The organism is Roseateles sp. GW821-FHT09B06 (assembly GCF_059418245.1).
This window is the reverse complement of record NZ_JBWKPM010000001.1, coordinates 233,218-259,122: the sequence shown is the minus strand read 5'-3', so window position 1 is coordinate 259,122 and position 25,905 is coordinate 233,218. Positions and strand designations below refer to the sequence as shown.

The following is a 25,905-nucleotide window of genomic DNA, read 5'->3' as shown; positions in this document are numbered from 1 at the left end:
TCCGATGATCGAGCTGCAGGGACTGCGTCACCGCTATCAGCAGGGACCCGAGATCGCGTTTGCCGACTTCGGCCTGGGTGCGGCGCCCGGGCTGCTGCTGCGTGGCGCCTCGGGCAGCGGAAAGTCCACCTTGCTGGCCCTGATGGCGGGGCTGCTGACGGCCAGTGCCGGGCGGGTGCTGATGGCGGGCACCGAGCTCGGATCCCTGAGCTCGCGCCAGCGCGATGCCTGGCGCGGCGCCACCCTCGGCTTTGTGCCCCAGCGCCTGCACCTCAGCGGCGCCCTGAGCGTGCGCGACAACCTGGGGCTGCCCTATGTGGCGGCGGGTCTGCCCGTCGATGCGGCGCGGGTGGATGAGTTGCTGGCGCGCCTCGATCTGCGGGCCCTGGCCGGACGCCGGCCGCATCAGCTGAGTCTGGGCCAGGCGCAGCGCGTGGCGCTGGCGCGCGCGCTGCTGCGCCGGCCGCGCCTGCTGCTGGCCGACGAGCCCACGGCCAATCTGGACGACGAGTCGGCCGCCGCCAGCCTGGACCTGCTGCAGCAGGCCGCGGCGGAGCAGGGTGCCGTGCTGGTGCTGGCCACGCACGACGCCCGCGTGGCCGCGCGCCTGGGCGCGGTGCTGCCGACCCTGGTCCTGCCCAGGCTCGCGGCCGGAGGCCTGGCATGAGCCTGCTGCGACTGGCCTGGCGCTATCTATGGGCCCGCCCCCTGGTCGCCGGCCTGAACCTGCTGCTTCTGAGTCTGGGGCTGGCGGCCAGCACCTTCGTGCTGCTGGTCAGCGAACAGATCGAGGCCGGCGTGCGGCGCGACCTGGCCGGCATCGACCTGGTGGTCGGCGCCAAGGGCAGCCCGATGCAGATCATGCTGGCCGGCGTGTTCCACCTCGACGTGCCGACCGGCAATATCCCGCTGGCCACGCTCGACGAATTGCGCCGCCACCCGCTGGTGGCGCGGGCCGTGCCGCTCTCGCTGGGCGACAGCCTGAAGGGCTTTCGCATCGTCGGCACCACGCCGGACTATCTGAGGCTCTATGGCGGCCGCCTGCGCGAGGGGCAGGCCTGGAACGCGCCGCTGCAGGCCCTGCTGGGTGCCGAGGTGGCGCGCGCCACCGGTCTGAAGATCGGCGACCGCTTTGCCGGCAGCCATGGCCTGGGGGCCGCCGGCCATGAGCATGGCGAGCATCGCTACCAGGTGGTGGGCCTGCTGGAACCCGCGGGCAGCGTGCTGGACCGCCTGGTGCTGACCGACCTGGCCTCGGTCTGGCAGGTGCACGAGGACATGCATGCGCTGGACGCGGACGACCGCAAGGTGCTGGAGGCCGAGCGAGAGGTGACCCTGGTGCTGGTCGGCTACCGCAGCCCGCTGGCCGCGGTGAGCCTGCCGCGCTGGGTCAATGCGCAGGACGGCCTGCAGGCCGCCGCACCGGCGCTCGAGACGGCGCGCCTCTTGCGCATGGTGGGCGCGGGCACCGAGGTGCTGCGCGGCTTCGGGGCGGTGCTGCTGCTGGCGGCCGCCCTGTCGGTCTTCGTGGCCCTGCTGCACGCGGTGCGCGAGCGCCAGGGCGATCTGGCCATGCTGCGCATGCTGGGCGCCCCGGCACCGCGGGTGGCGGCGCTGATCAGCAGCGAGGCGCTGTGGCTGGCCCTGCTGGCTAGCGCCTGCGGTCTGGCCCTGGGCCATGGCTTGACAGCCTTGCTAGGCTTTGTGCTGGTGCAGCAGCAGTCGCTGCGCGTGGTCGGTGCTTGGTTCTCGGTCTGGGAACTGATGGTTCCGGCGATGGCCGTGCTGCTGGCCCTGGCCAGCGCGGCCTGGCCGGCCTGGCGGGCCTACCGCCTGGACGTGACCGAGCTGCTGCAGGCCCCTCATTAGAAAAAGACGGGAAAAAGGACGGATCGAGATGAAGCTGTTGATGATCGCCACCCTGCTGGTGCTGGGCACGGCCACCGCGGTGCAGGCACAATCGAGTACGGCCAAGCCGCTGGACGAGCATGCCAAGAAGGACATCGCCCGCCATCGCGCGATGGCCAAGGCGCATGAAGACGCGGCACGCTGCCTGGAGTCCGGCGCGACCGAGGAGCGCTGCCAGAAGGCCCTGCTGGCCGCCTGCAAGGGTCTGGCCATCGGCAAATACTGTGGTTTGAAGCATGAACACTGAACGCCATCATCCTTTCTTCCGCCGCCTCGCGCTCGCCGCGCTTTGCGGTCTCGCGCTGGGCGCCCAGGCTCAGGACGCCGGCGCTCCGGCCGGCGCGGCGATGGGCCAGGGTCCCGGCTATCACGACCCGCGCAGCCCCTTCAAGCCGCTGCAGGAGCGCGAGGGCGTGGTGTCCTGGCCGCTGCTGTCCTCGGTGACGGTGAAGGCCGAGAAGAGCAGGCTGGTGCCCAGCTTCCCGGCGCCGGTGCAGGCGCTGGACAAGAAGACCGTCAAGGTGCAGGGTTTCATGATGCCGCTGGAGCCGGGCGACAAGCAGCGTCACTTCCTGCTCTCGTCGGTGCCCACCAGCTGCTCCTTCTGCGTGCCGGCCGGTCCGGAGGGCCTGATCGAGGTGCGCAGCAGGACGCCGGTGCGCTACACCCTGGAGCCGGTCACGGTCGAGGGCCAGATGGCCGTGCTGAGCAGCGACCCCTACGGCCTGTTCTATCGCGTGCTGGATGCCCAGCCTGTGAGCAACTGAGCCGCTGTTCGCGATGATGCGTTCCGGTCCGCGCCTAGTGTCGCTGCAGCAGCTGAGCCGCTGGCTGCTGTGGCTGAGCCTGGCCCTGCTGCTGAGCGCGCAGGGTCTGGGACAGGTGCACCGCATCGCCCATGCGCAGCAGCCGGACGCGCCTCGGCATCAGCACGATGAGGGCTGGGGCCATGCCAGCGGCAGCGCAGACTGCCAGATCCTCGACCACCTGGCGCATGACTGCGGGCCCGTCCCGCTGCCCGCGCTGGCGGCCGCCGCCTTGCCCCAGGGCTGGCTGGCCGTGGCGGCACCGCAAGCCGTCTTCCTCGGCGCGCGCTGGTCCCGTGGCGCGCGCGCCCCGCCCCTCCAGGGCTGACTTCCGTTCCTCACGGAATCCGGCCGATCTCGCCTGCCGGGCGAGACGCGCAGCCATGCGCCGATGCGCACGCGACCCTGGAGAAGTATTCAATGAACATGTCAATGACGAAGAGCCGCCTCGGCCTGGCGGTGCTGCTGTGCTGCCTGCATGCGGGCGCCGCCTGGGCCCAGGCGAATGAACAGCTGCAGCCGGTGCTGGTCACCGGCAACCCGCTGCGCGACAAGGAGCCGGTGCAGCCCAGCCTGCAGCTCAGCGGCGATGCGCTGACCCTGCGCCGCGGCGCGACCCTGGGCGACAGCCTCGATGGCCTGCCCGGCGTGGCCGCCACCTATTTCGGCCCGAACGCCAACCGCCCCGTGCTGCGCGGCCTGGATGGCGACCGGGTGCGCATGCTCAGCAATTCCGGTGCCTCCATCGATGCATCCAGCCTGAGCTACGACCATGCGGTGCCCATCGATCCGCTGGTGGTCGACCGCATCGAGGTCCTGCGCGGCGCCGCGGCGCTGCTCTACGGCGGCAGTGCGGTGGGCGGTGTGGTCAATACCCTGGACAAGCGCATTCCGCGCACGCCGACGCCGGGCCTCTCGGGCGCGGCCGAGCTGCGCCTGGGCGGCGCGGCCGACGAACGCAATGGCGCGGTCACGCTGGACGGCGGCACGGGCGACGGGAAGAGCGGCCCGGGACCTCAATGGGCCTGGCATGCCGATCTGTCCGGCCGCAAGGCCGACGATCTGCGCGTGCCGGGTCCGCTGGGGCATGTGCGCAACTCCGCCAGCGACAGCCATGGCGGCGCGCTCGGCGCCTCGGCGCTGTTCTCGCAGGGTTACGCCGGTGTCTCGCTCGAGGACTACCGCAACGACTACGGCGTCACGGTGGAGCCGGACGTCAGCATCAAGATGCAGCGCCAGCGCCTGGCCACGGCCGGCGAATGGCGCAATCCGGGCGGCGCCGTTCCGCGCATCCAATGGCAGGCCAGCCGCTCGATCTACGAGCACAAGGAAGTGGAGGGCACGGGCGAGGTCGGCACGCTTTTCAAGAGCCATGGCAACGATCTGCGCCTCGAGGCCGAGCATGCGGCGATCGGCGCGGTGCGCGGCGTGTTCGGCCTGCAATGGGAGCGCTCCGACTTCTCGGCCCTGGGCGAGGAGGCCCTGGTGCCGGCGACGCGCACGCGCTCCGGCGCGCTGTTCTTGCTGGAGCAGTACCGCAGCGGGCCGCTGGCGGTCTCGGCCGGCGCGCGTAAGGAGTCGGTGCGCATCCGCGCCGCCGGCGACGCACCGGCCGCCGAGGCCCCGCGCTTCGGGGCCGCGGCCGGCCGCCGCTTTGATCCACGCAGCCTGTCGCTGTCCGGCAGCTACGAGCTCGGCAAGACCCTGAGCCTGCAGGCCAATCTGAGCGACACGCAGCGCGCGCCGATGTTCTACGAGCTCTATGCCAAGGGCGTCCATGTGGCCACGGGCGCCTTCGAGCGCGGCGACGCGAACCTCGGCCTGGAACGCGCGCGCGGCATCGATCTGGGCCTGCGCTGGCAGCCGGACGCCGACAGCTTGGTGCGCTTCAACGTCTACCAGACGCGGTTTCGCAACTACATCGCGCTGGATGCGACCGGTGCGTCTTTCGAGAACGAGGAGGGCGAGGTCCTGCCCGAATACCGCTACACCGCGGTGCCGGCGCGCCTCAGCGGCTTCGAGCTGGAGGTCCGGCAGACGCTGCCGCGCATGGCCTGGTCGGGGCCCTGGCGCTTCAGCCTGGGCGGCCAGTTCGACGCGGTGCGCGGCGTGAACCGCGCCACCGGCGAGGCCTTGCCGCGCCTGGCGCCGCGCCGCGCCACGCTCTCGCTGGATGCGGACGATGGCGGACTGTGGTCCGCGCGGCTGGAGCTGCGCCTGGCGGCGCGCCAGACGCGCGTGCCCGCGCTCGACACGCCGACGCCGGGTTATGGCATCGTCAAGCTGAGCCTGGCACGCCAGTTGAAGCTGGGCGGCTTCGACGCGCTGTGGTATCTGAAGCTGGACAACCTGGGCAATACCCGGGCCTACAGCGCCACCAGCATGGCCACCTTGCGCGACATCTCGCCGCTGCCCGGGCGCTCGCTGCTGAGCGGGCTGCAGCTGCGGTTCTGAGTCGCGCCTGCCCCAGGCATGACCATGCCGGGCCCGGCAGAGTCCGAGGATCCGGCTGCGCCGGTCCTACGGGCTCGCCAAGGCCAGAGGCCCTGACCCTCGGCAGACACCAACAGTTCTCTCGGGACTGTTGGTGTCCGACCTCGGCCCTCTTGAGGGGCGCGTGAAGCGCGCAGGACGGGTCTATTCAGGGCGCCAGCCGCTCCCTGAGCCAGCTGCCGTCGGGCTGGATGCGGTAGCTGAGGCGATCGTGCAGGCGCGATTTGCGGCCCTGCCAGAACTCCCAGCGCTCCGGCACGAGGCGGTAGCCGCCCCAATGCGGCGGGCGCTCGGGATTCAGCCCATGCTGGGCCGCGGCCCTGGCGGCATTGGCCACCAGCACCGCGCGCGAGGCGATCACCTGGCTCTGCGGCGAGGCCCAGGCGCCCAGGCGCGAGTCGAGCGGGCGCGAGCGGTAGTAGGCATCGGACTGCGCGGCCTCGACCTGCTCGACGCGGCCTTCGATGCGCACCACGCGTTCCAGTTCCACCCAATGAAACTGCAGCGCGGCATGCGGATTGGCGGCCAGCTCGCGCCCCTTGCGGCTGTCGTAGTTGGTGTACCAGACGATGCCGCGTTCGTCGTATTCCTTGATCAGCACGACGCGGGTGGAGGGCCGGCCCTCGGGGCCGACGGTGGCCAGGGTCATCGCGTTGGGCTCGGGCAGGCCGGCCTTGAGGGCCTCGCCCAGCCATTGCTGGAACTGCTGCAGCGGCGCTCCGGCGAGCTGCTGCTCGTCCAGTTCGGCCAGCTCGTAGCTCTTGCGGAGATCGGAAAGCTTGTTGCTCATGGAGGAAGTATGCCTGCGGCCCAGCGCTGCGGTGGCGGGCCCGGCTGTCGATGCGGGTCTCACCGCGGTCTGCGCGCATATTCAACCCCGCCGCGAGCCCGGCTTTACTGAAAAACGCTTAAGTGAAGGCCCCAGTGGCACCGCCCGGGGGCGCTGGCATGCTGGTACCCCAGGAGCCATGGCGGCGGCAGACCGCCGGGCTCCGAGGGAAAGCGTAGTAAAGGATCGGACGGATGAAGAAGCAGCGACCGGTTGTCGTTGTGCTGGCGGCGGGGCGCGGACTGCGCTTTCGCGGTCAGGGACACAAGCTGGAGCAGGCACTGGGGGCCGAGACGGTGCTGGGCTGTACGCTCAAAAACGCGATGGCCACGCGCCTGCCGGTGGTCGTGGTGAGCAGCGAGCGGCTGGCGCCGAGCGTGCGCCGGCTGGTCGCCAGCCGCGACGTGGTCGAGCTGAGCGAGTTCGATGCCACGGGGCGTCCGCTGCCGGTGGGCATGGGGCATTCGATCGCGGCGGGCGTCGGCGCCACCGGCGATGCCGACGGCTGGCTGATCCTGCCGGGCGATATGCCGATGCTGCGTCCGGAAAGCCTGCTGGCGGTGGCCGCGGTGCTCGAGCAGCATCCGGTGGCCTACGCCCAGTATCGCGGCCAGCGCGGCCATCCGGTGGGCTTCGGTGCCGAGCTGTTCTCCGAACTGGTGGTCCTGCAGGGGGACGAGGGCGCGCGCCGCATCCTGGCCCGCTATCCCTCGTACGGCGTGGAGCTGGACGACGAGGGCGTGCTGCTGGACGTGGATTCGCTGGCCGACCTGGAGGGGCTGCGCGGCCGCCTGGTCAAGCCCGGGGCGGAATCGCCAGCGGTCCGCAGCGTCGTACCGCATCCAGCACGACCTGGGTCTTGAAGCTGCGCACATTGGCGTCGTGCAGCAGGCAGGCTTCGCAAAAAGCCTCGTAGGCCGGCAGGTCCGGCACAACCACGATCAGCACGAAGTCGGCCTCGCCCGTGACGCCATAGCATTGCTGCAGCTCGGGACGGGCCAGCACGCGGTTGCGAAAGGCCAGGGCCGCGCGCGCCGACTCGTCGATCAGGTCCACATGTACCAGGGCCGTCAGGTTCAATCCCAGGGCGCGGCAGTCCAGTTGCGCGGTCTCGGCCTGGATCACGCCGGCGTCGCGCAGGCGCTTGAGGCGGCGCTGCACCGCCGCGGCCGACAGGCCGACCTGGGCGCCGATGGCCTCGCCGGAGCTGGCGGTGTTCTGCTGGTAGAGGGTGAGGATATGTCGGTCGAAGGCGTCCAGGGTCATCGTGTTCGGCGTGCCGCGATCGTGGGGGGTGAGGATGCGGCCAGGCCGCGGGAAGAGGGCGCGCAATGCGTCGCGACGCAGGGGCGCGGCCATCACACTGGCGCTGCGCGATTATTCATTCATCCTTATCGACACGAAACACCGCTGATGATCGACCATATTTCCATCGGATCCCGCCGCTATGCCGAGGCGGTGGACTTCTACCAGCGGGTGCTGGCGCCGCTGGGCCTGAGCCTGCTGCGCGACACCGGCAAGGAGGCCGCCTTCGGCACGTCGGCGCATTGGTGCTTCTTCGTTTATCCGGTCGAGGGCACCTCGACCGTCACCGCGCCGGGGGCCCATATCGCCTGGGGCGCGACCACGCGCGCGCAGGTGAGCCAGGTGCATGCGGCGGCGCTGGCGGCGGCCGGCACCGACCTGTTCACGCCACGGCCGCGGCCGGACATCAGCGACAGCTATTTCGGCGCGATGTTCAGCGACCTGGACGGCCATCGCATCGAGGTCAAGACCGACGCGGCCTAGCCGCGCTGCGCCTCGGCCGCCAGCGGCCGGGAAAGATGCAACGGCAGCGACCCGCACAGGCCATGGCACACCGCCAACGCATGCTGACGCTCCAGCTCGCGGTCGTGGATGCCATGAGCGCGCAGGCTTTGCACGGTGCGCCGCAGATAGTCCAGGGTCGAGCCGTAGTGGCCGCGCGCATGGCGGAACACGTTCAGCAGTTCGACCTCGCTGAGCTGGCCGGTCCAGCTGGGGCTGCGGCGTGACAGCGTGAAGGCCAGCGCCGGCAGGCTGGGGCCATGCTGGCGCGGGTGGCATTGCAGCCAGCGTGGCCGGTAGACGCCGCTGATCATCTCGCGCGCCCACACCTGGCGCAGCACGGCCTCGGCGCGGGCCGCGTCGACCCGGTAGAGCAGGCCCGTGCAACTGCCGCCCGACAGCAGGGCCAGCACCAGACCGGGCTGTTCCGGCGTGCCGCGGTACAGCCGGGAACGCATGCGCAGGGCACGATGGAACCCCTGCACGCGCGCCAGCTGCTGCTCGCTGAACTCGAACTCCGGCCGCCAGATCAGCGAACCGTAGGCGAACAGATGCAGATCACGGCCCTGCAGGCGTGTCAGGCATTCCTGCAGCAAGCGTGCGCTGCGCGCCTCCCATTCGGCACCGACCGGCGCGTCCGGCCAGGGGACGGCCGGAAATACTTGCTCACCCATTGCGGCACTCATGACCCGGCTATGCTGCCACAGTGAGGGGACGCGGGCGGCGGATGTACCCCGCTTGTAACTCACCGGCCACGTTTTGCTTGTAATATGGTTACCAACTTTCCAACCGCCGAGTTACATCGGTCGAAGGCATGAACAAGACCTTAGCAAGCGTCACCGAGCGCATCCGCGCACGCAGTGCGGCGACGCGCGAGCGCTATCTGGCCGGCATGGCCAGGCTGGCGGGACGCCAGCGCGGCATCGAGCGCATGGGCTGTGCCAATGTCGCGCATGCGGTGGCCGCCCTGCCCAGCAACGAGAAGCTGCGCATCGTGGCCGAGAAGGCCCCCCATCTGGCCATCGTGACGGCCTACAACGACATGCTGTCGGCCCACCAGCCCTACGAGGGCTATCCGGCGCAGATCCGCGCCGCGGCCCAGGCGCTGGGTGCCACCGTACAGGTGGCCGGCGGCGTGCCGGCCATGTGCGACGGCGTGACCCAGGGCCTGCCCGGCATGGAGCTGAGCCTGTTCTCACGCGACAACATTGCGATGTCGACCGCGATAGCGCTGTCCCACGACGTGTTCGATGCCGCGCTGCTGCTGGGCATCTGCGACAAGATCGTACCGGGCCTCTTGATCGGCGCCCTGCATTTCGGCCATCTGCCCTGCGTCTTCGTGCCGGCCGGGCCGATGAGCTCGGGGCTGTCGAACAACGCCAAGGCCAAGGTGCGCGAACAGTACGCGCAGGGCTTGGTCGGGCGCGAGGAACTGCTGCAGGCCGAGTCGGCCGCCTACCATGGCGCCGGTACCTGCACCTTCTACGGCACGGCCAACAGCAACCAGATGCTGCTGGAGGCGATGGGCCTGCACCTGCCCGGCGCGGCCTTCGTGCATCCGCATGAGCCGCTGCGCAAGGCCCTGACCGACGCGGCCGTGGCCCGGGCGCTGGCGATCACGCCCAAAGCCGGTAATGGTTCGCGCTACACCCCGATCGGCCAGTTGGTGGACGAACGCGCCATCGTCAACGCGATGGCGGCGCTGCTGGCCACCGGCGGCTCCACGAACCACTTGATCCACTGGGTGGCGGTGGCGCGCGCCGCCGGCATCCTGATCGACTGGAGCGACTTCTCCGAGCTGTCCGGCGTGGTGCCGCTGCTGGCGCGCGTCTACCCGAACGGCGCGGCCGACGTGAACCAGTTCCAGGCCGCCGGCGGCCCCGGTTTCGTGATCCGCGAGCTGCTGGACGCCGGCCTGATGCACGAGGACGTGCTGAGCATCAACGGCGAGAGCCTGCGCCCGCAGACCCGCCTGCCGGTGCTGGCGCCCGATGGCAGGAGCGCCGTCTGGCAGGAGCTGCCCAAGGCCAGCGGCGACGCGGACGTGCTGCGCGGCGTGGCCGCGCCCTTCAGCGCGACCGGCGGCCTGAAGCTGTTGAGCGGCAATCTGGGCCGGGCGGTGATCAAGGTCTCGGCGGTGCCCGAGGACCGCCACATCGTCGAGGCGCCGGCGCGCATCTTCGACAGCCAGGAGGCGATGCAGACCGCCTTCAAGGCCGGCGAGTTGGAGCGCGATGTCGTCGTCGTCGTGCGCTTCCAGGGCCCGCAGGCCAATGGCATGCCGGAGCTGCACAAGCTGACCCCGCCGCTGGCGGTGCTGCAGGGCAAGGGCTACAGGGTGGCGCTGGTGACCGACGGTCGCATGAGCGGCGCCTCCGGCAAGGTGCCCGCGGCCATCCATGTCTCGCCCGAGGCCCTGGCCGGCGGCCCGCTGGGCAAGCTGCGCGACGGCGATCTGGTGCGTCTGGACGGCGTCACCGGGCAGTTGCAGGCCCTGGTGCCGGACGCCGAATGGGCGGCGCGCGAACCGGCGCAGATCCGGCCCGAGGCCGTCGAGGACAACGGCCACGGCCTGGGCCGCGAGCTGTTCACGGGCATCCGCCGCAATGTGAAATGTGCCGAAGAAGGCGCGGTAACGTGGCTGTGATGGCCCACCCCCTACGGCCTGCGGCCGCCTCCTCAAGGAGGCAAGTCCGGAGGACCGGCAAAGCCGGATCCTCGGGCTTCACTCGGTAACATCAACTCATCTGTTGCACCATGAGCACTGAAACCCTCAGCCTGGCCAGCCACGGCCCCGTCATTCCCGTCATCGTGATCCAGCGCTTGCAGGATGCGGTTCCATTGGCCGAGGCCCTGGTGGCGGGCGGCGTCAAGGTGCTGGAGGTGACCCTGCGCACGCCGGTGGCGCTGCAGGCCATTGCAGCGATGGCCCGGGCCGTGCCCGAGGCCATCGTTGGCGCCGGCACCCTGCGCACGGTGGACGACGTGAAGGCGGCGCGCGATGCCGGCTGCAAGTTTGGCGTCAGCCCCGGCTACACCGACGCGATCGGCGCGGCCTGCCGCGAGCAGCGCCTGCCGCTGCTGCCCGGCGTGTCCACGGCCAGCGAGGTGATGCAGGCCAATGTCGGCGGCTATTCGTTCCTGAAGCTGTTCCCGGCCGTGGCGGTGGGCGGCCTCAATCTGCTGAAGGCCCTGAGCGGTCCCTTCCCAGACGTGGCCTTCTGCCCGACCGGCGGCATCTCGCTGGAGACAGCGCCGCAGTTCCTGTCGCTGTCCAATGTCAAGGTCTGCGGCGGCTCCTGGCTGACCCCGCAGGACGCGGTGGAGCAGGGCGACTGGGCGCGCATCACGCGCCTGGCCGCCGAGGCGCAGGCCCTGCGCAAGTAGGTCTTGCGGCCAAGGCACCCGAGGATCCGGCTCCGCCGGTCCTACGGGTGCGCCCCCTTGAGGGGGCGCGCGCAGCGCGTAGGGGGTGGGCTACTGCAGATCGAAGATCATGCAGGTGGTGCTGGCATGGGCATAGAGCCTGCCGTCGTGGCCTAGCAGCTGCGCCTCCGAGGTGGCGATCTGCTTGCCCGTGTGCACCACCTTGCCGATCGCGCGCACCAGCGGCACCTTGGCATTCAGGCCGCGCACCAGGTTCACCTTGAACTCCAAGGTGGTGTAGCCCTTGCCGATCGGCAGGATGGTGTGCACCGCGCAGCCCAGGGCCGAATCGAGCAGGGTGGCAAACCAGCCGCCATGCACGCCCCCCAATGGGTTGTAGTGGCGCAGCAGCGGCCTGCCCTGGAACACCGCCTCGCCCTGCGCCACCGAGATCAGGGTGAAGTCCAAGGTCTTGGCGATGTGCGGCGGCGGCACCTCGCCGCTCAGCAGGGCCTGCATCTGCTGCAGGCCGGTCCGCCCCATCAGTTGCTCGGGGCGTGCCAGGCCGGGTTCGGTTTGCATGCGCGCGCGCACCGCCTCTTCCTCGGCCATCCATTGCTGCAACACCTGCTCGTGATTGCTGGTCGTCATCGCGTGCTCCTGAATTTGTGGCTGCAACTATTGTAGATACAATAATTCCATGGCCACTGTCACCCAGGCAACAAAGACCCCGGCAAGGAAGATGTCGGCGCGCGCTGCTGCCGACCCGGCCGGCCCGCGCGGCTGCACCAACTTCAAGCTGCGCCAGCTGACGCGCCGCGTGTCTCAGCATTGCGAACCTTATTTTGCCGCCAGCGGGTTGAAGACCACGCAGTACTCGCTGCTCTCGCATATCGATCTGCTCGGCCCCATCCAGCCCAGCCAGCTGGCGCGCCGCATGGGGTTGGACACCTCGACCCTGTCGCGCAATCTGCAGCCCCTGCTGGCCGGCGGCTGGGTGGAGCAACTGCCGGGCGAGGATGCCCGCAGCAGCCAGGTGCGAGCCAGCGCAGCGGGGCGCGCGAAGCGCGCCGCGATGAAGGCCGACTGGAAACGCGCCCAGCTCTCGATCAATGCGCGCCTGGGCGAGGAGCGGGTGCAGCGCCTGCACGCGCTGCTGGACGAATGCCTGGCGCTGCTGGACGAGGCGGCTTGAGCGCGGCCCGGCCCGGCCTCAGGCGGCCCGCAGCAGCCGGGCCGCGCGGCGCAGCGCCACCGCATCCGGCAGCGGCGCGGCAGCGCGCCCGCCGTGCAGACGGAATACCTGCAGCGCCGCATTGACCTCGCCGGCCTGGGTCTTCAGGCGCCCGGCCGAGGCGGCCAGTTGCTCCACCAGCGCGGCGTTGTGCTGCGTGATGCCATCCAGCTGCTGGACCGCCTCGTGCACCTGCGAGATGACCTGCAGCTGTTCCCGCGCAGCGCTGTCGATGCCATCGATCAGGCCGGCGAACCGATGCACCGAGCCCAGGGTCTCGTCGATGCTCTGACGCGCCGCACGGGTCTGCTGCTCGCCGGCCTCTACCTTGCCGGCCGAGTCGCCGATCAGTTGCTTGATCTCGCGCGCCGCGCCGGAGCTGCGCTGGGCCAGGGCCCGAACCTCGGCCGCCACCACCGCGAAGCCGCGCCCATGCTCGCCGGCGCGCGCCGCTTCCACCGCGGCGTTCAGTGCCAGGATATTGGTCTGGAAGGCGATGCCGTCGATCAGCTGGATGATCTCGCCGATGCGCCGCGAGGCGCCGGCGATATCGCCCATGGTGTCGGTCACCGAATGCACGACCGCGCCGCTGCGCTGCGATACCGTGCTCAGCTCCTCGGCCAGGCCATGGGCCTGGCGCGCCGCCTCGGCGCTGGTGCGCACGGTGGCGGTGATCTGCTCCATGCTGGCCGCGGTCTGCTGCAGGCTGGCGGCCTGCGACTCGGTGCGCGCGGCCAGATCCTGGTTGCCGCGCGCGATCTCGTCGCTGGCCACCAGCATCTGGCTCAGCTCGCGCTGGCCGTCCGACACCAGGGCGCGCATATTGACGGTCAGTTGATTCAGCGCCACCTCAAGACCCCGGGTCGATTCCTTGCCCCCGGGCGTCAGCTGCTGGCTCAGATCGCCGGCCGCCAAGCGGTTGGCGAAGTCCAGCACCGGCGCCAGTGCGGCGCGGCGGCGCGACTGCAGCCAGACGCTGGCCGCGGCGGCCAGCAAGCCCAGCGCGGGCAGCGATGTCGACCAGGGCAGGGCGTCCAGCGCGACACCGAAGGCGCCCATCAGCGCATAGCCGAGCCAGCTGTCGAACTGCTGTGCGGCGCGGCGCCCCAGGGCGGTCAGGCGCCCGAGCGAGCCGCCGCGCAAGACCTGGCCGTCGTGCAGCACCTGCCGCAGATCGCCCCTACGCGCCTCGGCCCGCATGCGGGCGTACAACGCCTCGGCCGCGTCGATTTGCGCGCGGCTGGCTTCGCTGCGCACCGACATATAGGCCACGGGCCGACCGCCGTCCAGCAACGGCGTCACGTTGGCCATCACCCAGTAATGGTCGCCGTTCTTGCGGCGGTTCTTCACCAGGCCCGACCAGGGCTTGCCGCAGGCCACCGTGGCCCAGAGGTCGCGGAAGGCCTCGGCCGGCATGTCGGGGTGACGGATCAGGTTGTGCGGCTGCCCCAGCAGTTCCGCGCGCGTGAAGCCGCTGACCTCGGCGAAGGCGGCATTGCAATGCAGGATGCGACCCTTCAGATCGGTGGTGGAGACCAGGTTCTGCCCGCTGGGGAAGGGGTATTCGCGCTGGCTCACGGGCCGCTTGTCTCGCATCAAGGAACTCCTGAGATTTTTCCGCGAGGTTCTCAGGGTTTGCGCGGAGGCGACTTGATGTGGCTCAAGTGCGGCGCGCGTGGCGGGCGAGCCCGTGCGACGCCGGTAGGATGTCACGATGAGCGAGTTTCTTGATCCGGATCACTGGCCGCGCCGGTCGGCCTTCGAGCATTTCCGCGGGCTGGCCCAGCCCTTCTTCAGCCTGTGCGCGCCGGTGGACATCTCGGCCCTGGTCGAGCGCGTGCGGCGCCAGCCGGGCGCGACCCTGTTCCTCGGCTACCACCACGCGGCGCTGCGGGCGGCCAATGCGGTGGCGCCGTTCCGTTTCCGGCTGGAGGGCGAGCGGGTGCGCGTGCATGCGCGGGTACATGGCAGCACCACGGTGCTGCGCGAGGACGAGAGCATCGGCTTTGCCAACCTGGCCTACGAACCCGACTTCGGCGCCTTCGTAGAACGAGCGCTGCCGGTGCTGGCGGCCGCCAAGCGCGTGTCGCCTGGGCTGGGCGAGGCCGAGCCCGAACTCGCCGATGCCATGATTCACATGACCACGATTCCCTGGCTGGCCTTCAGCAGCTTCAGTCATGCGCGCGGCGCGGGCGACTGCGTGCCCAAGCTGGCCTTCGGCAAGCTGAGCCGGGACGAGGCGGGGCGGCACTGGATGCCGGTGGCGGTGGAGGTCCACCATGCCTTGATGGATGGGCTGCATGTGGGGCGTTTCTACGCGGCCTTCGAGGCGGCGTTGGCGGGCGGCTGACTCAGTTCAGGCTCATGGTGACCGGCGGGCTGCTGCGATGTTCGATGGGATGCCATCGTCGGGCGCCGTTGTTTCAGCCGCGTTGCACCGCCGGCGACCTGACCGCCCCGGCCCGATTCAAATGTTTCGGCCTGCGCCCGCAGGGCGGCTTCAATCCAGCGTGACGATCACCGGCGCATGGTCGCTGGGCCGTTCGTTCTTGCGCGGCAGCTTGTCGATCACGCAGGCGGTGACGCTGGCTTGCAGCGCGGGGCTCACGAGGATGTGGTCGATGCGCAGGCCCTGGTTCTTGCGGAAGGCCAGGTTGCGGTAGTCCCACCAACTCCAGCTCTTGGGCGGCTGCTCGAACATCCGAAACGCGTCGGCCAGGCCCAGGTCCAGCAGGCCCTGGAAATGCGCGCGCTCCTCGGGCGTGCAATGGATCTGGCCGGCCCAGGCCACGGGGTCGTAGACGTCACGATCCTCGGGCGCGATATTGAAGTCGCCCATCAACACCAGGCGCGGGTGCGCCGCCAGCTCGGCCTTGACCCAGGCGCGCAGGCCGTCCAGCCAGCCCATCTTGTAGACGAACTTCTCGCTGTCCGGCGCCTGGCCGTTGGGGAAATAGGCACCGATCACGCGCACGCCCGCACCCTGTCCCGGAAGGGTGCCGGCGATCACGCGGGCCTGCTCGTCCGCATAGCCGACGATGTTCTTCACCACGTCCTGCGCCGGTTCGCGGCTCAGCAGGGCCACGCCGTTGTAGGTCTTCTGTCCGAACCACTGCACCTGATAGCCGGCCGCACCGATCTCCAGGGTCGGGAATTTGTCGTCGGTCAGTTTCGTTTCCTGCAGCACCAGGGCGTCGACCGGATTGGCCGACAGCCAGTTCAGCAACTGGGGCAGGCGCACGGCCAGGGAATTGACGTTCCAGGTGGCGAGTCTAATTTTCATGATAACTCATTGATCTAAAACGATATTTTTTCTCGCATCTGAATTTGTACCCTAACGCGTACCCGAATTTTTCAGAGATGCAAGCGCGACCCGAAAGGCTGTCCCGCTGAATCTGTTTAAACACTTCCGCCATGAGGCTCCACGGGTCAATTGTGGCGTCAGGGAAGGCCAGCAGGCCGGTTCATTTGGCGACGGCCGCTGTGGTCGCCTTCACCTTCCTGGTCGAGTGGACGGCCAGCACGTTGCACACAAACCGCGTGCCGCTGTGACGGGCGCTGACGGCACACAGCACGTACTGTAGGGCGAACAAGCCACCAGCGATCCAGCGGCTGGCCGGCGCTGCCCCGGCGTACCACAGCGCGGCCGGCACCAGCGGCACCAAGAACAGCGACATGGCCGCCATGTCCCTGTACATCAGATACAGCCTGTGCGCGTGAACCACGGCAGGATCATCACCCACCATCCGATAGAGCTTGTACCACTTCGCGTTCTGCTCGCCTGGCTCGGTCGGCAGCGCGCCCACGTTCTTCGCAAGCGCCTTCATGTCGATGCGGGCATCTGCAGGCGCGTGTTTCGTGAACGCCTGGCTGCCCGGCAGCGGGTTCGCCACCCTCCAGTACACCAGCCTCGCCTTCGCTTCGTGCGACAGGAGCCCCGTGAGCAACAGGACCGCAACAGGCAGCAGCGGCGACACGCTTGCCCGCACCAGGGCCATCATGCTCGCGTCCACCAGTTCGGGCGCGATGAACAGCAGCACCAGGGCCGCATCCAGCGCGGCAAGCATGACTAGCCATTTGATGTTCGCGACCTTGAGAACGTCGGATCGTGCCTTCATCCTTGGCACTCTGTATCTACGAAGCAGATGCCGTTGCTATCCACTTCGAACTGAATCCAGCCGTCGCGCCTGGTGGTGAGCACGTGCCGCCGTTTGCCGGTGGTTCTCACTATCAGGCCACTTTCCCGCACCACCGCCCGATAGTCCGGCAGGGTGCGCTGAGTGTCGTGCACTATGGGCTTGTCGGAAATGACGACAGCGTGCGGCCAACAGTGGTCGAAGACTTCCTTGCAGTAGCCATTCTCCCGGCCATGGTGCGACGCCATCAGGACTGACATGTCACCAAGGCGTGCCCGGAAATCGGGCCGCTCAAGCAAGGCAAGCCACCCATCGCGCTCCAAGTCACCGGGAAATAGAAAGGTCGCCCCGCCATAGCTGATGAACACAACAAGGCTCAGGTTGTTGGTGTCGATGAATCGCGGAAACGGGTTGCTGTACACCTCGCAGGTGATCCCGTTCATGCATTGATTGAAGGGGCGGCTTGTGGGCTGGTTGAAGCTGTCGCACGCCCCAACGTACCACTCGGCATCACCGGTCAGGGGGCCGCCGCCGAGCTTGATCGCGCGCAGCGTGGCGCCGGTATACGAGGTGTTCCGTATGAGCGTGTCAACGGTTATGCCTGCCTGGCTGAGCCCGCGCAAATCGCTCATGTGGTCCTGGTCAGCGTTGGTGATGAACAGGTAATCGAGCTTCGTCCGGCCAAGGACATAGCGGATGAACGTGCTGGGCGACCAAGTACCAGAGTCGCCGGAATCGATCATTGCAAGGGGACCGAATTGCTCGCCCCCGAAAGCCGCTGGTAAGGCGTGCTGGATCATGGCGCACGCCCCGTGTTCCACGTCCCAAACGCGCATCACCCCTGGCATGACGGACCCCAGCCCCAAAACGATGCAGGGCATATAGGGGCTCTGGTCCGCCAGCGCCAGTTGCGGCCTGCGCTTCTCTCAGCTGGCCTTCGAGGTCGACAAGAAGTCGGCCGAGCTGGGCCTGCGTGGCAGTTTCCGCACCGGCGACATCGGCCACAACCTGAGCCTCAGCCATTACGAGCAGCAGCAGGACGACTATGGGCGCCGCACCGTGCCCCGGGGCCGATTGGACCACCAACCTCTACCAGCCGGTCTGGGGGCCGGCCGTGCCCTTCGTCGCGCCGCAGATCCTCAAGACGGCGCTGCGCCTGAACAGCTACGGCTTCGCGGACACCCTGGCCTTCGCACAGGACCGGGTGCAACTGACCCTGGGGCTGCGCCGCCAGGACGTGGTCAGCGACGGTTTCAGTATCGTGACCGGGGCCAGGACCTCGCGCTATGACCAGGGCGCGACGACGCCGGCGATGGCCCTGCTGGTGAAGGCGAGCAGCAATATCTCGGTCTACGCCAACTACATCGAGGGTTTCAGCCAGGGCGTCAGGGCGCCGATGGACGCGGCCAATGCGGGCGAGGAGTTCGCGCCCTACAAGACCAAGCAGCAGGAGCTGGGCCTCAAGCTCGACCTGGGCGATTTCGCACACACAGTCAGCCTGTACCAGATCAAGCGCCCCAGCAGCTACACCGATCCGGTCAGCAAGGTTTTCTCCTTCGGTGGCGAGCAGCGCAACCGGGGCCTGGAATGGGGCTTCTTCGGCACGGCCCTGCGCGGCCTGCGCCTGATGGGCAGGGCCGCCTATGTCGACCCCAAGCTGACCAAGACCGCCGGCGGCGTGAACCAGGGGGATCTGCCCGCGCTACCGGGCCTGACCCTGACGGCCAATGCAACCTCGGTATCCAAGCAGTACATCAGCGCCGACAACGCCCTGTGGGTGCCGGGCCGCACGACCTATGACCTCGGCGCGCGCTATGCCGGCAGCGCCTTCGGCCTGCCGCTGACCCTGCGGGCCAATATCGCCAATGTGACGAACAAGGCCTACTGGGGCATGCCGCTGCTGTCCAGCCTGGCGCTGGGGCGCCGAGAACCGTGATGCTCTCCGCCACGACGGACTTTTGAGCGAATCCCCGTTCAGCGCGCTGTGCGCTGCCGGCGCAGCAGCAGCCGGTCAGGAGCCAGGCGGCCGGGCTCGGGCCCGCCAGCAGCGCCAGGCCCTGTCCCGGCGTGGCCAACTGCTCGCCGCCATGCGGGATGCAGCGCATGCGCCGCCTGCCAGGTCTGGTGCCGGTCCGGGCTCGCCGGGGCCCGAACCGCGCCACCCTGCTTGTGTAAAGACCCGGTGCCGCTCCCTTGGAGGAGTAGAGTCAACCAGATCCTGGCGCCACCTCCTCCTCTCAGATCGACGGCGCCAAGACTTGCCCAGCAGGCTTTTTTGGCTGTTGGGCTTTTTGTCGGCTTGCGCAGGCCGGCGCTCTCCTGGCGCTTAGCGGCACCATGGCCGCAGCCCCGCCAAGAGCCGGCCGGCCTCTACGATCTGCGCTGCACGGCGGTGCCGGCGCAGGCAATGATCGGCAGCGACAGTTCGCGGCCTATCGCCTCAAGCGCCTGCGCGTAGCTGTCGCGGGCGCGGGCGCTCATGGCGGCGACAGCGACGCGCCCATCGGCGTCGCAGGGAAATTCGTACCAGTGCCCGCGATTGAACAGATCGTCGAAACGAAGCACGTAGCCGGTTTCGCAGGCCAGCAAGGTCAAGAGCTTGTTCATGAGCATCTCCTCTCGAAGCAGGTGTCCGGTGCGCTCCTCCAGGCTGTCGGCGATGCTGAGGATTCATGCACGCCCCCACTGTGCGCCGCCGACGCCCGGCGTCTGTGCGTCACAGCACCCTGCCTTATGAGCGCCAGGGCACCGACGCCGCCGCCCGCGGCGTCGAACATCCCCACATGAACATCAACGCACTCGTGATCGAAGACGAGCGGGCCGGCAAGCGGCATCGGTAGCGCACGAGCAGGGCAGGGCGACCACCAAGCACCCGAGGCAAGTCCATGATCCTTCTTCAAGCACGGTTGGCGCTGCACAGGCTGCTCGCCCGCAGGCCGGGACGCTCGATCGATGCCCTGGCGGCGCCGGGCACGCGGCGCCACCATCGCCCGACATGCCCCTGCTGCGGCGGACGGATCCACCGCATACCGCGCCATGCCCTGGACCGGCTGCTGAGCCTGTTCATGCCCCGCCACCGCTACAACTGCCTGAGCTATACCTGCCAATGGACGGGGCTGCTCAAGCCTCGCCGGGCCTGAGCAGCTTCCGACGAGGCGGCGCCGGGCCGTTCAGCGGCGCTCGGAGACGGTGGGCCTCGAGGCCCGCATGAGGAGCGCCAAGCCCACCCCGGCCGAGCACAGTGAAGCCATGAAGATCCCGATCTTCGCGCCGTCCATCAACGGGCCGGCAAGAGCCAGATTGGCGATGAACAGCGCCATTGTGAAGCCGATGCCGGCGAGGAAACTGCCGCCCGCGATGACATTCCAGCCCAGGTCCGGGGGGCGAGTCGCGAGGCCCGAACGGAGCGCCAGCCAACTGAAGAGAAGAATGCCCGCCGGCTTGCCCAGGAAGAATCCGAGGAAGACAGCGGCGGATACCGGTTGCATGGCGCCTTCCCATGACAGCTGGACACCGGCGTTGGCCAGGGCGAAGATGGGCATGATGCAGAAGCTGACCCAGGGATGCAGAGCCATCTCGAGGCGCTCGACCGGGGACAGCGATTCGCGCGCAGCGATCTCCGCAATCAGCAGCGTCTTCCTGTCGCGGGTATCGCCGCTGCCTTGACTCTGCGTCGGATGCGCAATGACCTGATCCAGAATGGCGTACAGCCTCTCGTCGCTCACCCAGCGCCTGGCCGGCGCCATCACCCCGAGGATCACCCCCGTGACCGTGGCGTGCAGCCCGGAGGCATCGATGGCCAGCCAGGTCAGCGCTCCGCCAAGAAAATAGATGGGCAGCCGTCTGATGCCGATTCGTGCCAGCACGCGCAGGATCACGACGCTCAACGCCGCCAGCGCCAGCATGCGCCAGTCCAGAAAGCTGCTGTACCCGATGGCGACCACAAGGATGGCGCCAATGTCATCCGCGATGGCCAGGAACAGCATGAATACGCGCAGGCTGTGCGGAATGCGCGAGCCCAGCAGCGCCAGGCAGGCGATGACGAACGCCGTATCGGTGGCCATCACGATGCCCCAGCCATGCCGCCCCGGCAGCCCCCACTGCAGCGCGATGAAGACGGCGGCCGGCATGATCATGCCGCCCACCGCGGCAGCCACGGACAGTGCCGCCATGCGCGGATCTCGCATCTCGCCGAGCACCAGCTCGCGCTTGAGCTCCAGCGCGACCAGGAAGAAGAACAAGGTCATCAGCCCGTCATTGATCGAGCCCTTCAACGATCGACTGAACTCGAGGCCGCCGAGCCGGAATTCGAGCTGCGTCTCCCAGAGGTCGAGGAAGGCTTCGGACCCCTGCGAGTTCGACAGGAGCAGGGCCGCGATGGTGAACAGCAGCAGGACGGCCCCGCCGGCCGCTTCGATGCGCAGGAACTTGACGAATGGCGGCGTGATCCGGTCAATCAATCCGTGCGGCAGATTGACCGAGGTGGGGGCTTCGCATGGGCGGTCGCTCATGGATGCTTGCGGGGCGCAGGCTGGACCTTGGCGATGGCCTCATGGTCCAGTTGCTGCAAGATGTTCGTGCCGACAATGGTCAGGCGCAGATGGCCGCCATGCCATTCGAGCCAGCTCAGAGACACATAGTCCTCGATATAGCCCGTCGGAATCTCCGCGGCATGGCGGCGATGCAGTGCCGCCACGCTGCTGGAAAGAGCGTCCCTGAGCTGGCTGAGACGGGATCGCGGAAGCAATGAGGTGAGCATGACAGCTCCTTTGAAGCGGTGCGGGGTGGACGACGCCGCGGCGCTGCCCGCGTCTTGCTGCATCGGCTGCATCACCGCATGTCGTGGTCCCGCACCATCACCGGCTCGCGCGAACCGCCGGCGACGCGGCGGCGCACGATCTCGTCGATCTCGGCCGCATGGGCCAGGTAGGTGTTCAGGGGATCGTCGTCATGGCTGTTGGGGCTGTAGCCGTAGTGCAGGGTTTCCTTCCTGATGCTGGCCCCCACGATTTCCTGGTCGACGAGCACCCAGAATCGCACCGATCCGGACGTCAGGTGATAGAACGCTTGCGGTTGCATGTGATCCCCCATGCGGTGAACGCAGCGCACAGCATGGCGCCGACCGGTTTCCCGGTCTGTGCGCTACAGCACCGACGCGCCGCCAGGAGCCTTGCCGGGGCGCGGCGAAGGCCTCAATGCCTGGCCAGCACCCGCTGGATGCTGGCGACCAGGTCGCCGGCATGCCAGGGTCCGGCCCATGGCCGTGCGCCGGCCGGTCGGCCTTGGCGCAGCTCGCGCCAGACCTCGGCCATGATGAGGGACTGGGACACGACGGCGGCACCGACCCAGAGCGCCAGGCCCCAGCCGATGTAGTCCAGCGCGAACAGCAGCGCCCCCAGCGTCGCGAGCGCCGCGGCGGCGATCAGCACGATAGCGTTCATGTCAGGCTCCTTCTCGATGCGGAGGTCGGGTCGGCCGAACCGCCATGGATTCGTCGGCCGCCGCGGTCGCGGCAACATCGCCTCGGCCGTGGCTTGAGCCGATCCTGCGCGCATGGACGTGCCGGGGTCGGTGCGCCAGCGCACCCAGCCGGCACGGGGCGGGCTTTCGTGCGATGCCGCACGGACGGCGGCCCAGCGTGCCCCCAGACTCCAGTAGCTGCCGGTCCAAATACCGATTTTCTGAAAGGTCCTCATGAAGCGTATCGCGTTACCCGAGGTCCAGCGGGCCAAACCGTCGCCGAACCCGAGCCGGCAGGAAGCCGACTTCACATCGGAGGGCTCGCCGCCGCCGGGAAAGGTCGGCATCGGCGCTCCCGTCATGCCGGCCCCCGGCGATGCCGCCCGGCCGCCCGCGCGCGGGCGCAAAGCCGCCCGCCGCACATGAATGCCGCCTTGCCCGACGGCGCTGGAGAGTCCGTGCCCCAGGCCTGGCAGGCGCTGCTGTCGGGCATCCGGAGCCAGCTGCAGGCGAGCGCGCATGCCTGTGGCTGCGCCCAGGGCGGCCAGACCGGCGAGGGCGTCCTGGCGTCGTTCCTGATGCACGATCGACTGCGGCAATGCCTGGATGCCCTGGCGCAGCTGCGGCCCTTGCTGGATCGCGAGTTCGAGCGCATCCACCAGATGGAGCGGCTCGCCCTGGAGGCGCAGGCGGCGCTGAGCTTGGCCCGTGCGGAGCTGGCCAGCACCCAGGATGGCGAGCGTCGGGCGCGGCACCTAGCCTTGCATGATGCATTGACCGCTCTGCCGAATCGCCGCTTCTTCATCGAACGCCTGACCCATGCGACCGCGATCCTGGAGCAGGGCGAGCAAGCGCGGCTCGCCGTCATCTATCTGGACCTGGACGATTTCAAGCCCGTCAATGACGCCTATGGCCACGACATCGGCGATGAAATGCTCAAGGTGGTGGCCCGCCGGCTGGACCGCCGGGTGCGCAGCGAAGACATGGTGAGCCGGCTCGGCGGCGACGAGTTCGCCTGCCTGCGCTGCGGCCCGGTCAGCCCGCGCGAACTCGCCCGGCTGGCGCGCAAGCTCTACGAGACCATTGCCGCGCCGATGCAGATCGGCAGCCTGCGCCTGCGCGTGCGGCCCAGCATCGGGATCGCCGTCCATCCGGCCGACGGCCGCACCGCCGCCACCTTGATGCGCAGCGCCGACTCGGCGATGTATGCGGCCAAGCGCTTGAGAGTCGGCCATGTTTTCTTTGCCAAGGTCGGCGAGCAGCGAGAGGACGCCGGGCATGCCGTGGCGCCGCCCCCGAACCGCGATCCCGACGACCGCGCCGCCAGCGCGGCTTCGGCATGAGCGGATCAGCCCGGGGCCGCCGGCGGCAGCGGCTCGCCGGCCGGCGCCAGGCCGGGCAGCAGCCGCTCGTACCCCTGCTTGCTGGCCGCATAGCATCCGCAGGTCCGCGATTCCAGGCCGCCCCGGTCCAGCACCGTGATGTGCCCCCGCGTGTAGCGGATCACGCCGGCGGCCTGCAGCTTCAAGGCGATCTCGGTCACTCCCTCGCGGCGCACGCCCAGCATGCGGGCAATCCAGCTTTGCGTCACCAGCAGCTCGCGCCCCGACGCCCGGTCCAGGCTCATCAGCAGCCAGCGCGCCAGGCGAGGGGCCAGCAGATGGGAATGCTGGCATCCGACCGAGGTCGCGATATCGGCCATGCAGATGGCGATGTAGCGGTTCAGGCAGCGCCGCAGCGCTGCGCTGAGCAGCAGCTCGCGCTTCAAGGCCGGCGCGGCCAGGCGCCAGGCCTCGCCCGCGCCCTGCACCATGGCGCACAGCGAGGTCCGGCCCACGCCCAGCACCAGGGACATGCCCAGCATGCCCTCGCGTCCCACCATGCCGATCTGCAGGGCGGGATGCTCGTCCGCGCGGGTCAACAAGGAAATCAGGCCGCCGATCGGGAAATAGGCATGGCGGATGACTTGATCCGATCGGTACAGGACCTGCGGCGGCCGCAACTGAACCCGCTCGCAGCAGGCCAGCAGGCGCAGCCGGTCGGGGCGCGGCAACCGATCGATCAAGTGATTCTGGGCAGCGGGCACGCAGATCTCCGGAGGCTGACTGCAGTCTGCACCGCGCCGGGGCCGACCACCGTGCTCCAGCGCACCAAGCGATGCCGATCAGCCGGCGTTGGCGGGCAGCAGCCTGGCGTATTCCTGGCGCACCACGTCGTAGCATTCGCAGGCGCGCGCCTCCAGGCCGGCGCGGTCCAGCACGGTGATGTGGCCGCGGGCATAGCGGATCAGCCCGGCGGCCTGCAGCTTCAGCGCGCTTTCGGTCACGCCCTCGCGGCGCACGCCCAGCATATTGGCGATCAGCTCCTGGGTCATCACCAGCTCGCTGCCCTGCAGCCGGTCCAGGCTCAGCAGCAGCCAGCGGCACAGCTGCTGATCCAGCGAATGGTGGCGGTTGCACACCGCGGTCTGCGTCATCTGGGTGATCAGGGCCTGGGTGTAGCGCAGCAGCAGATGCATCACCGGGCCGGCGCGATTGAACTCGTCCTTCATGGCCTGGGCGCGCAGCCGGAAGCCTTGGCCGGCGCTCTGCACGACGGCCCGGCTGGGGGTGGTCTCGCCACCCATGAACAGCGCGATGCCGACCAGGCCCTCGTTGCCGACCACCGCGATCTCGGCCGAGGCGCCGTTCTCCAGCACATACAGCAGGGACACGATGGCGGTGGTGGGGAAATACACATGGCTTTGCGGCCGGCCGGACTCGTACAGCACCCGGCCCAGCGGCATTTCCAGCGCTTCCAGCTGCGGCAGCCAATGCACCCGCTCCGCGGGCGAGAGCTGGGCGAGCAGTTGATTGCTGCGCAGGTCCTCCGTCGACATCACAGCAGGCCCCGAGGGTTGCGACGGTCTGACTATAGACGAGGCTGGCATCGCTGCTGTGTTCGCCATCGAACAGATGGCCAGGCCCCGGGGCCGTTAGCTTAGGGCATGAACTGCTTCTCCATGGAACATGGCCGCTGGGCCTATCGGGCCGACATCGGGCTCTACGGCGCCGCGGTGCTGCTGCTCGGGCTGCACCTGCTGCGCGCGAGTTCGCGCGCCGATGCCCCGATCCTGCTCGCCCTGGTGCTGCTGGGCCTGCTCGGCTGGAGCCTGCTGGAGTATGTGCTGCACCGCTTCGTGCTGCATGGGTTGCAGCCCTTCGCCGCCTGGCATGCGGATCATCACCGGCGCCCGACGGCGCTGATCTGCGCTCCGACCCTGCTCGGCGGCAGCCTGATCGGCCTGCTGGTGTTCCTGCCGGCCCAGTTGCTGCTGGGTGCCCGGCCCGCCCAGGCCCTGACCCTGGGCGTGCTGGGCGGCTACCTGGTCTACACCCTGATCCATCACGCCACCCACCATGGGCGGGCCGATCGCAACGCCTGGCTGCTGGGGCGCAAGCGCTGGCATGCCCGGCACCACGGCCACGCCGCGTCGGGCTGCTATGGCGTCAGCAGCGGCGTCTGGGACCATGTGTTCGGCAGTGCGCCACGCCGGGGGATGGACTGAGCGCCCCGACCGAATGCCATCCTCAGCCGCCTCGCCCCGTTCCCCGCCCCCCGTTGTCCGCCAGCGCTGCATGCGATGGCGCTGGAGACCGCCATGCCAAGCCTGAATCCCTGGAGCACCGCCTGCCACACCCACGACGTCGCCTGCCTGGCGCGGGAGCGCTCGCTGCTTGGCGAGCAACTGGCGCGCTGCGGCTGCGGTCGACGCTGGTTCGGCCTCTGCTGCGCGGTCGAACTGCTGCATGGCTTCGTGCGCGCGCACCTGGTCAGCACCGGACTGCTGCTGGTGCTGCTGGGGGCCGCCTGGTCGGCGCTGTGAAG

Annotated in this window: 32 protein-coding genes and 1 pseudogene; 18 read left to right on the top strand and 15 right to left on the bottom strand. The window is 69.1% G+C overall.

Annotated features, from left to right (window positions below; genetic code table 11):
* Window positions 1–4: 4 nt before the first annotated feature.
* The 6 genes from AC07OQ_RS01340 (at window position 5) to AC07OQ_RS01315 (ending at window position 5,168) form a co-directional block, all read left to right on the top strand.
* Window positions 5–667, top strand: coding sequence for an ABC transporter ATP-binding protein (locus AC07OQ_RS01340; RefSeq protein ID WP_495051275.1), 663 nt, complete (start codon window positions 5–7; stop codon window positions 665–667).
* Window positions 664–1,869, top strand: a complete 1,206-nt coding sequence (locus tag AC07OQ_RS01335; protein WP_495051274.1) for an FtsX-like permease family protein — start codon at window positions 664–666, stop codon at window positions 1,867–1,869. The genes AC07OQ_RS01340 and AC07OQ_RS01335 overlap by 4 nt, the downstream gene beginning before the upstream one ends.
* Window positions 1,870–1,897: 28 nt before the next feature.
* Window positions 1,898–2,155, top strand: coding sequence for a hypothetical protein (locus AC07OQ_RS01330; protein WP_495051273.1), 258 nt, complete (start codon window positions 1,898–1,900; stop codon window positions 2,153–2,155).
* A complete protein-coding gene (locus tag AC07OQ_RS01325) occupies window positions 2,145–2,675 on the top strand; it encodes a DUF3299 domain-containing protein (RefSeq protein WP_495051272.1) in 531 nt (176 codons plus the stop codon). Before AC07OQ_RS01330 ends, AC07OQ_RS01325 begins: the two co-directional genes overlap by 11 nt.
* 13 nt (window positions 2,676–2,688) lie before the next feature.
* Window positions 2,689–3,042, top strand: coding sequence for a hypothetical protein (locus AC07OQ_RS01320; protein WP_495051271.1), 354 nt, complete (start codon window positions 2,689–2,691; stop codon window positions 3,040–3,042).
* Between the two features lie 104 nt (window positions 3,043–3,146).
* Entirely contained in the window at window positions 3,147–5,168 is a 2,022-nt protein-coding gene (locus tag AC07OQ_RS01315) for a TonB-dependent receptor (protein WP_495051270.1), read from the top strand.
* 187 nt (window positions 5,169–5,355) lie between these two features.
* Here AC07OQ_RS01315 and pdxH read toward each other — a convergent pair whose 3' ends face one another.
* Complete coding sequence (gene pdxH / locus AC07OQ_RS01310; RefSeq protein WP_495051269.1) at window positions 5,356–5,997, bottom strand: pyridoxamine 5'-phosphate oxidase; 642 nt, start codon at window positions 5,995–5,997, stop codon at window positions 5,356–5,358.
* 233 nt (window positions 5,998–6,230) lie between these two features.
* Here pdxH and AC07OQ_RS01305 point away from each other — a divergent pair, with 233 nt between their 5' ends.
* A complete protein-coding gene (locus AC07OQ_RS01305) occupies window positions 6,231–6,899 on the top strand; it encodes a nucleotidyltransferase family protein (protein WP_495051268.1) in 669 nt (222 codons plus the stop codon).
* Here the strand turns inward: AC07OQ_RS01305 and AC07OQ_RS01300 are convergent.
* A complete protein-coding gene (locus tag AC07OQ_RS01300; RefSeq protein ID WP_495051267.1) occupies window positions 6,832–7,395 on the bottom strand; it encodes an Lrp/AsnC family transcriptional regulator in 564 nt (187 codons plus the stop codon). The two genes, AC07OQ_RS01305 and AC07OQ_RS01300, sit on opposite strands and share 68 nt — an antisense overlap.
* 54 nt (window positions 7,396–7,449) lie before the next feature.
* Between AC07OQ_RS01300 and AC07OQ_RS01295 the strand changes: the two genes are divergently transcribed.
* Window positions 7,450–7,824 (top strand): VOC family protein, encoded by a 375-nt coding sequence (locus tag AC07OQ_RS01295; RefSeq protein WP_495051266.1) that lies wholly within the window; start codon window positions 7,450–7,452, stop codon window positions 7,822–7,824.
* Here the strand turns inward: AC07OQ_RS01295 and AC07OQ_RS01290 are convergent.
* Window positions 7,821–8,516, bottom strand: a complete 696-nt coding sequence (locus tag AC07OQ_RS01290; RefSeq protein WP_495051265.1) for a gamma-glutamylcyclotransferase — start codon at window positions 8,514–8,516, stop codon at window positions 7,821–7,823. The two genes, AC07OQ_RS01295 and AC07OQ_RS01290, sit on opposite strands and share 4 nt — an antisense overlap.
* A 140-nt stretch (window positions 8,517–8,656) precedes the next feature.
* On the opposite strand from AC07OQ_RS01290, the gene edd reads away from it, so the two are divergent.
* Window positions 8,657–10,489 carry a phosphogluconate dehydratase gene (gene edd / locus AC07OQ_RS01285; RefSeq protein WP_495051264.1) on the top strand — a complete coding sequence of 611 codons (1,833 nt, stop codon included), beginning with the start codon at window positions 8,657–8,659 and terminating at the stop codon, window positions 10,487–10,489.
* Between the two features lie 110 nt (window positions 10,490–10,599).
* A complete protein-coding gene (eda, locus tag AC07OQ_RS01280) occupies window positions 10,600–11,229 on the top strand; it encodes a bifunctional 4-hydroxy-2-oxoglutarate aldolase/2-dehydro-3-deoxy-phosphogluconate aldolase (RefSeq protein ID WP_495051263.1) in 630 nt (209 codons plus the stop codon).
* A 90-nt stretch (window positions 11,230–11,319) separates the two neighbouring features.
* On the opposite strand, the gene AC07OQ_RS01275 is transcribed toward eda, so the two are convergent.
* Window positions 11,320–11,859 (bottom strand): PaaI family thioesterase, encoded by a 540-nt coding sequence (locus AC07OQ_RS01275; RefSeq protein ID WP_495051262.1) that lies wholly within the window; start codon window positions 11,857–11,859, stop codon window positions 11,320–11,322.
* Window positions 11,860–11,908: 49 nt separating this feature from the next.
* Here AC07OQ_RS01275 and AC07OQ_RS01270 point away from each other — a divergent pair, with 49 nt between their 5' ends.
* Complete coding sequence (locus AC07OQ_RS01270; RefSeq protein WP_495051261.1) at window positions 11,909–12,403, top strand: MarR family winged helix-turn-helix transcriptional regulator; 495 nt, start codon at window positions 11,909–11,911, stop codon at window positions 12,401–12,403.
* An 18-nt stretch (window positions 12,404–12,421) separates the two neighbouring features.
* Here the strand turns inward: AC07OQ_RS01270 and AC07OQ_RS01265 are convergent, their stop codons facing one another.
* Complete coding sequence (locus AC07OQ_RS01265) at window positions 12,422–14,038, bottom strand: methyl-accepting chemotaxis protein (protein ID WP_495051260.1); 1,617 nt, start codon at window positions 14,036–14,038, stop codon at window positions 12,422–12,424.
* A gap of 118 nt (window positions 14,039–14,156) precedes the next feature.
* Here AC07OQ_RS01265 and AC07OQ_RS01260 point away from each other — a divergent pair, with 118 nt between their 5' ends.
* A complete protein-coding gene (locus tag AC07OQ_RS01260; RefSeq protein WP_495051259.1) occupies window positions 14,157–14,792 on the top strand; it encodes a CatA-like O-acetyltransferase in 636 nt (211 codons plus the stop codon).
* A 150-nt stretch (window positions 14,793–14,942) separates the two neighbouring features.
* On the opposite strand, the gene xth is transcribed toward AC07OQ_RS01260, so the two are convergent.
* The 3 genes from xth to AC07OQ_RS01245 all read right to left on the bottom strand — a co-directional run bounded on the left by xth (window position 14,943) and on the right by AC07OQ_RS01245 (window position 17,378).
* Window positions 14,943–15,719 (bottom strand): exodeoxyribonuclease III, encoded by a 777-nt coding sequence (gene xth / locus AC07OQ_RS01255; protein WP_495051378.1) that lies wholly within the window; start codon window positions 15,717–15,719, stop codon window positions 14,943–14,945.
* A gap of 187 nt (window positions 15,720–15,906) precedes the next feature.
* Window positions 15,907–16,560 (bottom strand): hypothetical protein, encoded by a 654-nt coding sequence (locus AC07OQ_RS01250; RefSeq protein WP_495051258.1) that lies wholly within the window; start codon window positions 16,558–16,560, stop codon window positions 15,907–15,909.
* Window positions 16,557–17,378, bottom strand: a complete 822-nt coding sequence (locus tag AC07OQ_RS01245) for a ComEC/Rec2 family competence protein (RefSeq protein ID WP_495051257.1) — start codon at window positions 17,376–17,378, stop codon at window positions 16,557–16,559. The genes AC07OQ_RS01250 and AC07OQ_RS01245 overlap by 4 nt, the downstream gene beginning before the upstream one ends.
* 124 nt (window positions 17,379–17,502) lie before the next feature.
* On the opposite strand from AC07OQ_RS01245, the pseudogene AC07OQ_RS01240 reads away from it, so the two are divergent.
* Window positions 17,503–18,540: pseudogene (locus AC07OQ_RS01240) on the top strand (TonB-dependent receptor); the annotation flags it as partial.
* 408 nt (window positions 18,541–18,948) lie between these two features.
* Here the strand turns inward: AC07OQ_RS01240 and AC07OQ_RS01235 are convergent.
* Window positions 18,949–19,185 carry a hypothetical protein gene (locus tag AC07OQ_RS01235; RefSeq protein WP_495051256.1) on the bottom strand — a complete coding sequence of 79 codons (237 nt, stop codon included), beginning with the start codon at window positions 19,183–19,185 and terminating at the stop codon, window positions 18,949–18,951.
* Between the two features lie 278 nt (window positions 19,186–19,463).
* On the opposite strand from AC07OQ_RS01235, the gene AC07OQ_RS01230 reads away from it, so the two are divergent.
* Complete coding sequence (locus AC07OQ_RS01230; RefSeq protein ID WP_495051255.1) at window positions 19,464–19,718, top strand: hypothetical protein; 255 nt, start codon at window positions 19,464–19,466, stop codon at window positions 19,716–19,718.
* Between the two features lie 30 nt (window positions 19,719–19,748).
* Here AC07OQ_RS01230 and nhaA read toward each other — a convergent pair whose 3' ends face one another.
* The 4 genes from nhaA to AC07OQ_RS01210 all read right to left on the bottom strand — a co-directional run bounded on the left by nhaA (window position 19,749) and on the right by AC07OQ_RS01210 (window position 22,019).
* Complete coding sequence (gene nhaA / locus AC07OQ_RS01225; protein WP_495051254.1) at window positions 19,749–21,089, bottom strand: Na+/H+ antiporter NhaA; 1,341 nt, start codon at window positions 21,087–21,089, stop codon at window positions 19,749–19,751.
* Window positions 21,086–21,409, bottom strand: coding sequence for a hypothetical protein (locus tag AC07OQ_RS01220; RefSeq protein WP_495051253.1), 324 nt, complete (start codon window positions 21,407–21,409; stop codon window positions 21,086–21,088). Before AC07OQ_RS01220 ends, nhaA begins: the two co-directional genes overlap by 4 nt.
* Window positions 21,409–21,657: a DUF1488 family protein gene (locus AC07OQ_RS01215; RefSeq protein WP_495051252.1), complete on the bottom strand. Its 249-nt coding sequence runs from the start codon at window positions 21,655–21,657 to the stop codon at window positions 21,409–21,411. The genes AC07OQ_RS01220 and AC07OQ_RS01215 overlap by 1 nt, the downstream gene beginning before the upstream one ends.
* Window positions 21,658–21,770: 113 nt before the next feature.
* A complete protein-coding gene (locus AC07OQ_RS01210) occupies window positions 21,771–22,019 on the bottom strand; it encodes a hypothetical protein (RefSeq protein ID WP_495051251.1) in 249 nt (82 codons plus the stop codon).
* Between the two features lie 253 nt (window positions 22,020–22,272).
* Here AC07OQ_RS01210 and AC07OQ_RS01205 point away from each other — a divergent pair, with 253 nt between their 5' ends.
* Complete coding sequence (locus tag AC07OQ_RS01205) at window positions 22,273–22,464, top strand: hypothetical protein (RefSeq protein WP_495051250.1); 192 nt, start codon at window positions 22,273–22,275, stop codon at window positions 22,462–22,464.
* Window positions 22,461–23,381, top strand: coding sequence for a diguanylate cyclase domain-containing protein (locus AC07OQ_RS01200; RefSeq protein WP_495051249.1), 921 nt, complete (start codon window positions 22,461–22,463; stop codon window positions 23,379–23,381). Before AC07OQ_RS01205 ends, AC07OQ_RS01200 begins: the two co-directional genes overlap by 4 nt.
* Window positions 23,382–23,386: 5 nt before the next feature.
* On the opposite strand, the gene AC07OQ_RS01195 is transcribed toward AC07OQ_RS01200, so the two are convergent.
* Window positions 23,387–24,124 (bottom strand): Crp/Fnr family transcriptional regulator, encoded by a 738-nt coding sequence (locus AC07OQ_RS01195; RefSeq protein WP_495051248.1) that lies wholly within the window; start codon window positions 24,122–24,124, stop codon window positions 23,387–23,389.
* A gap of 78 nt (window positions 24,125–24,202) precedes the next feature.
* Window positions 24,203–24,916, bottom strand: coding sequence for a Crp/Fnr family transcriptional regulator (locus tag AC07OQ_RS01190; RefSeq protein ID WP_495051247.1), 714 nt, complete (start codon window positions 24,914–24,916; stop codon window positions 24,203–24,205).
* A gap of 108 nt (window positions 24,917–25,024) precedes the next feature.
* On the opposite strand from AC07OQ_RS01190, the gene AC07OQ_RS01185 reads away from it, so the two are divergent.
* Both AC07OQ_RS01185 and AC07OQ_RS01180 read left to right on the top strand, forming a co-directional pair.
* Window positions 25,025–25,585: a sterol desaturase family protein gene (locus AC07OQ_RS01185; RefSeq protein WP_495051246.1), complete on the top strand. Its 561-nt coding sequence runs from the start codon at window positions 25,025–25,027 to the stop codon at window positions 25,583–25,585.
* Between the two features lie 93 nt (window positions 25,586–25,678).
* Window positions 25,679–25,903, top strand: coding sequence for a hypothetical protein (locus AC07OQ_RS01180; protein WP_495051245.1), 225 nt, complete (start codon window positions 25,679–25,681; stop codon window positions 25,901–25,903).
* The last annotated feature ends 2 nt before the right edge of the window (window positions 25,904–25,905 follow it).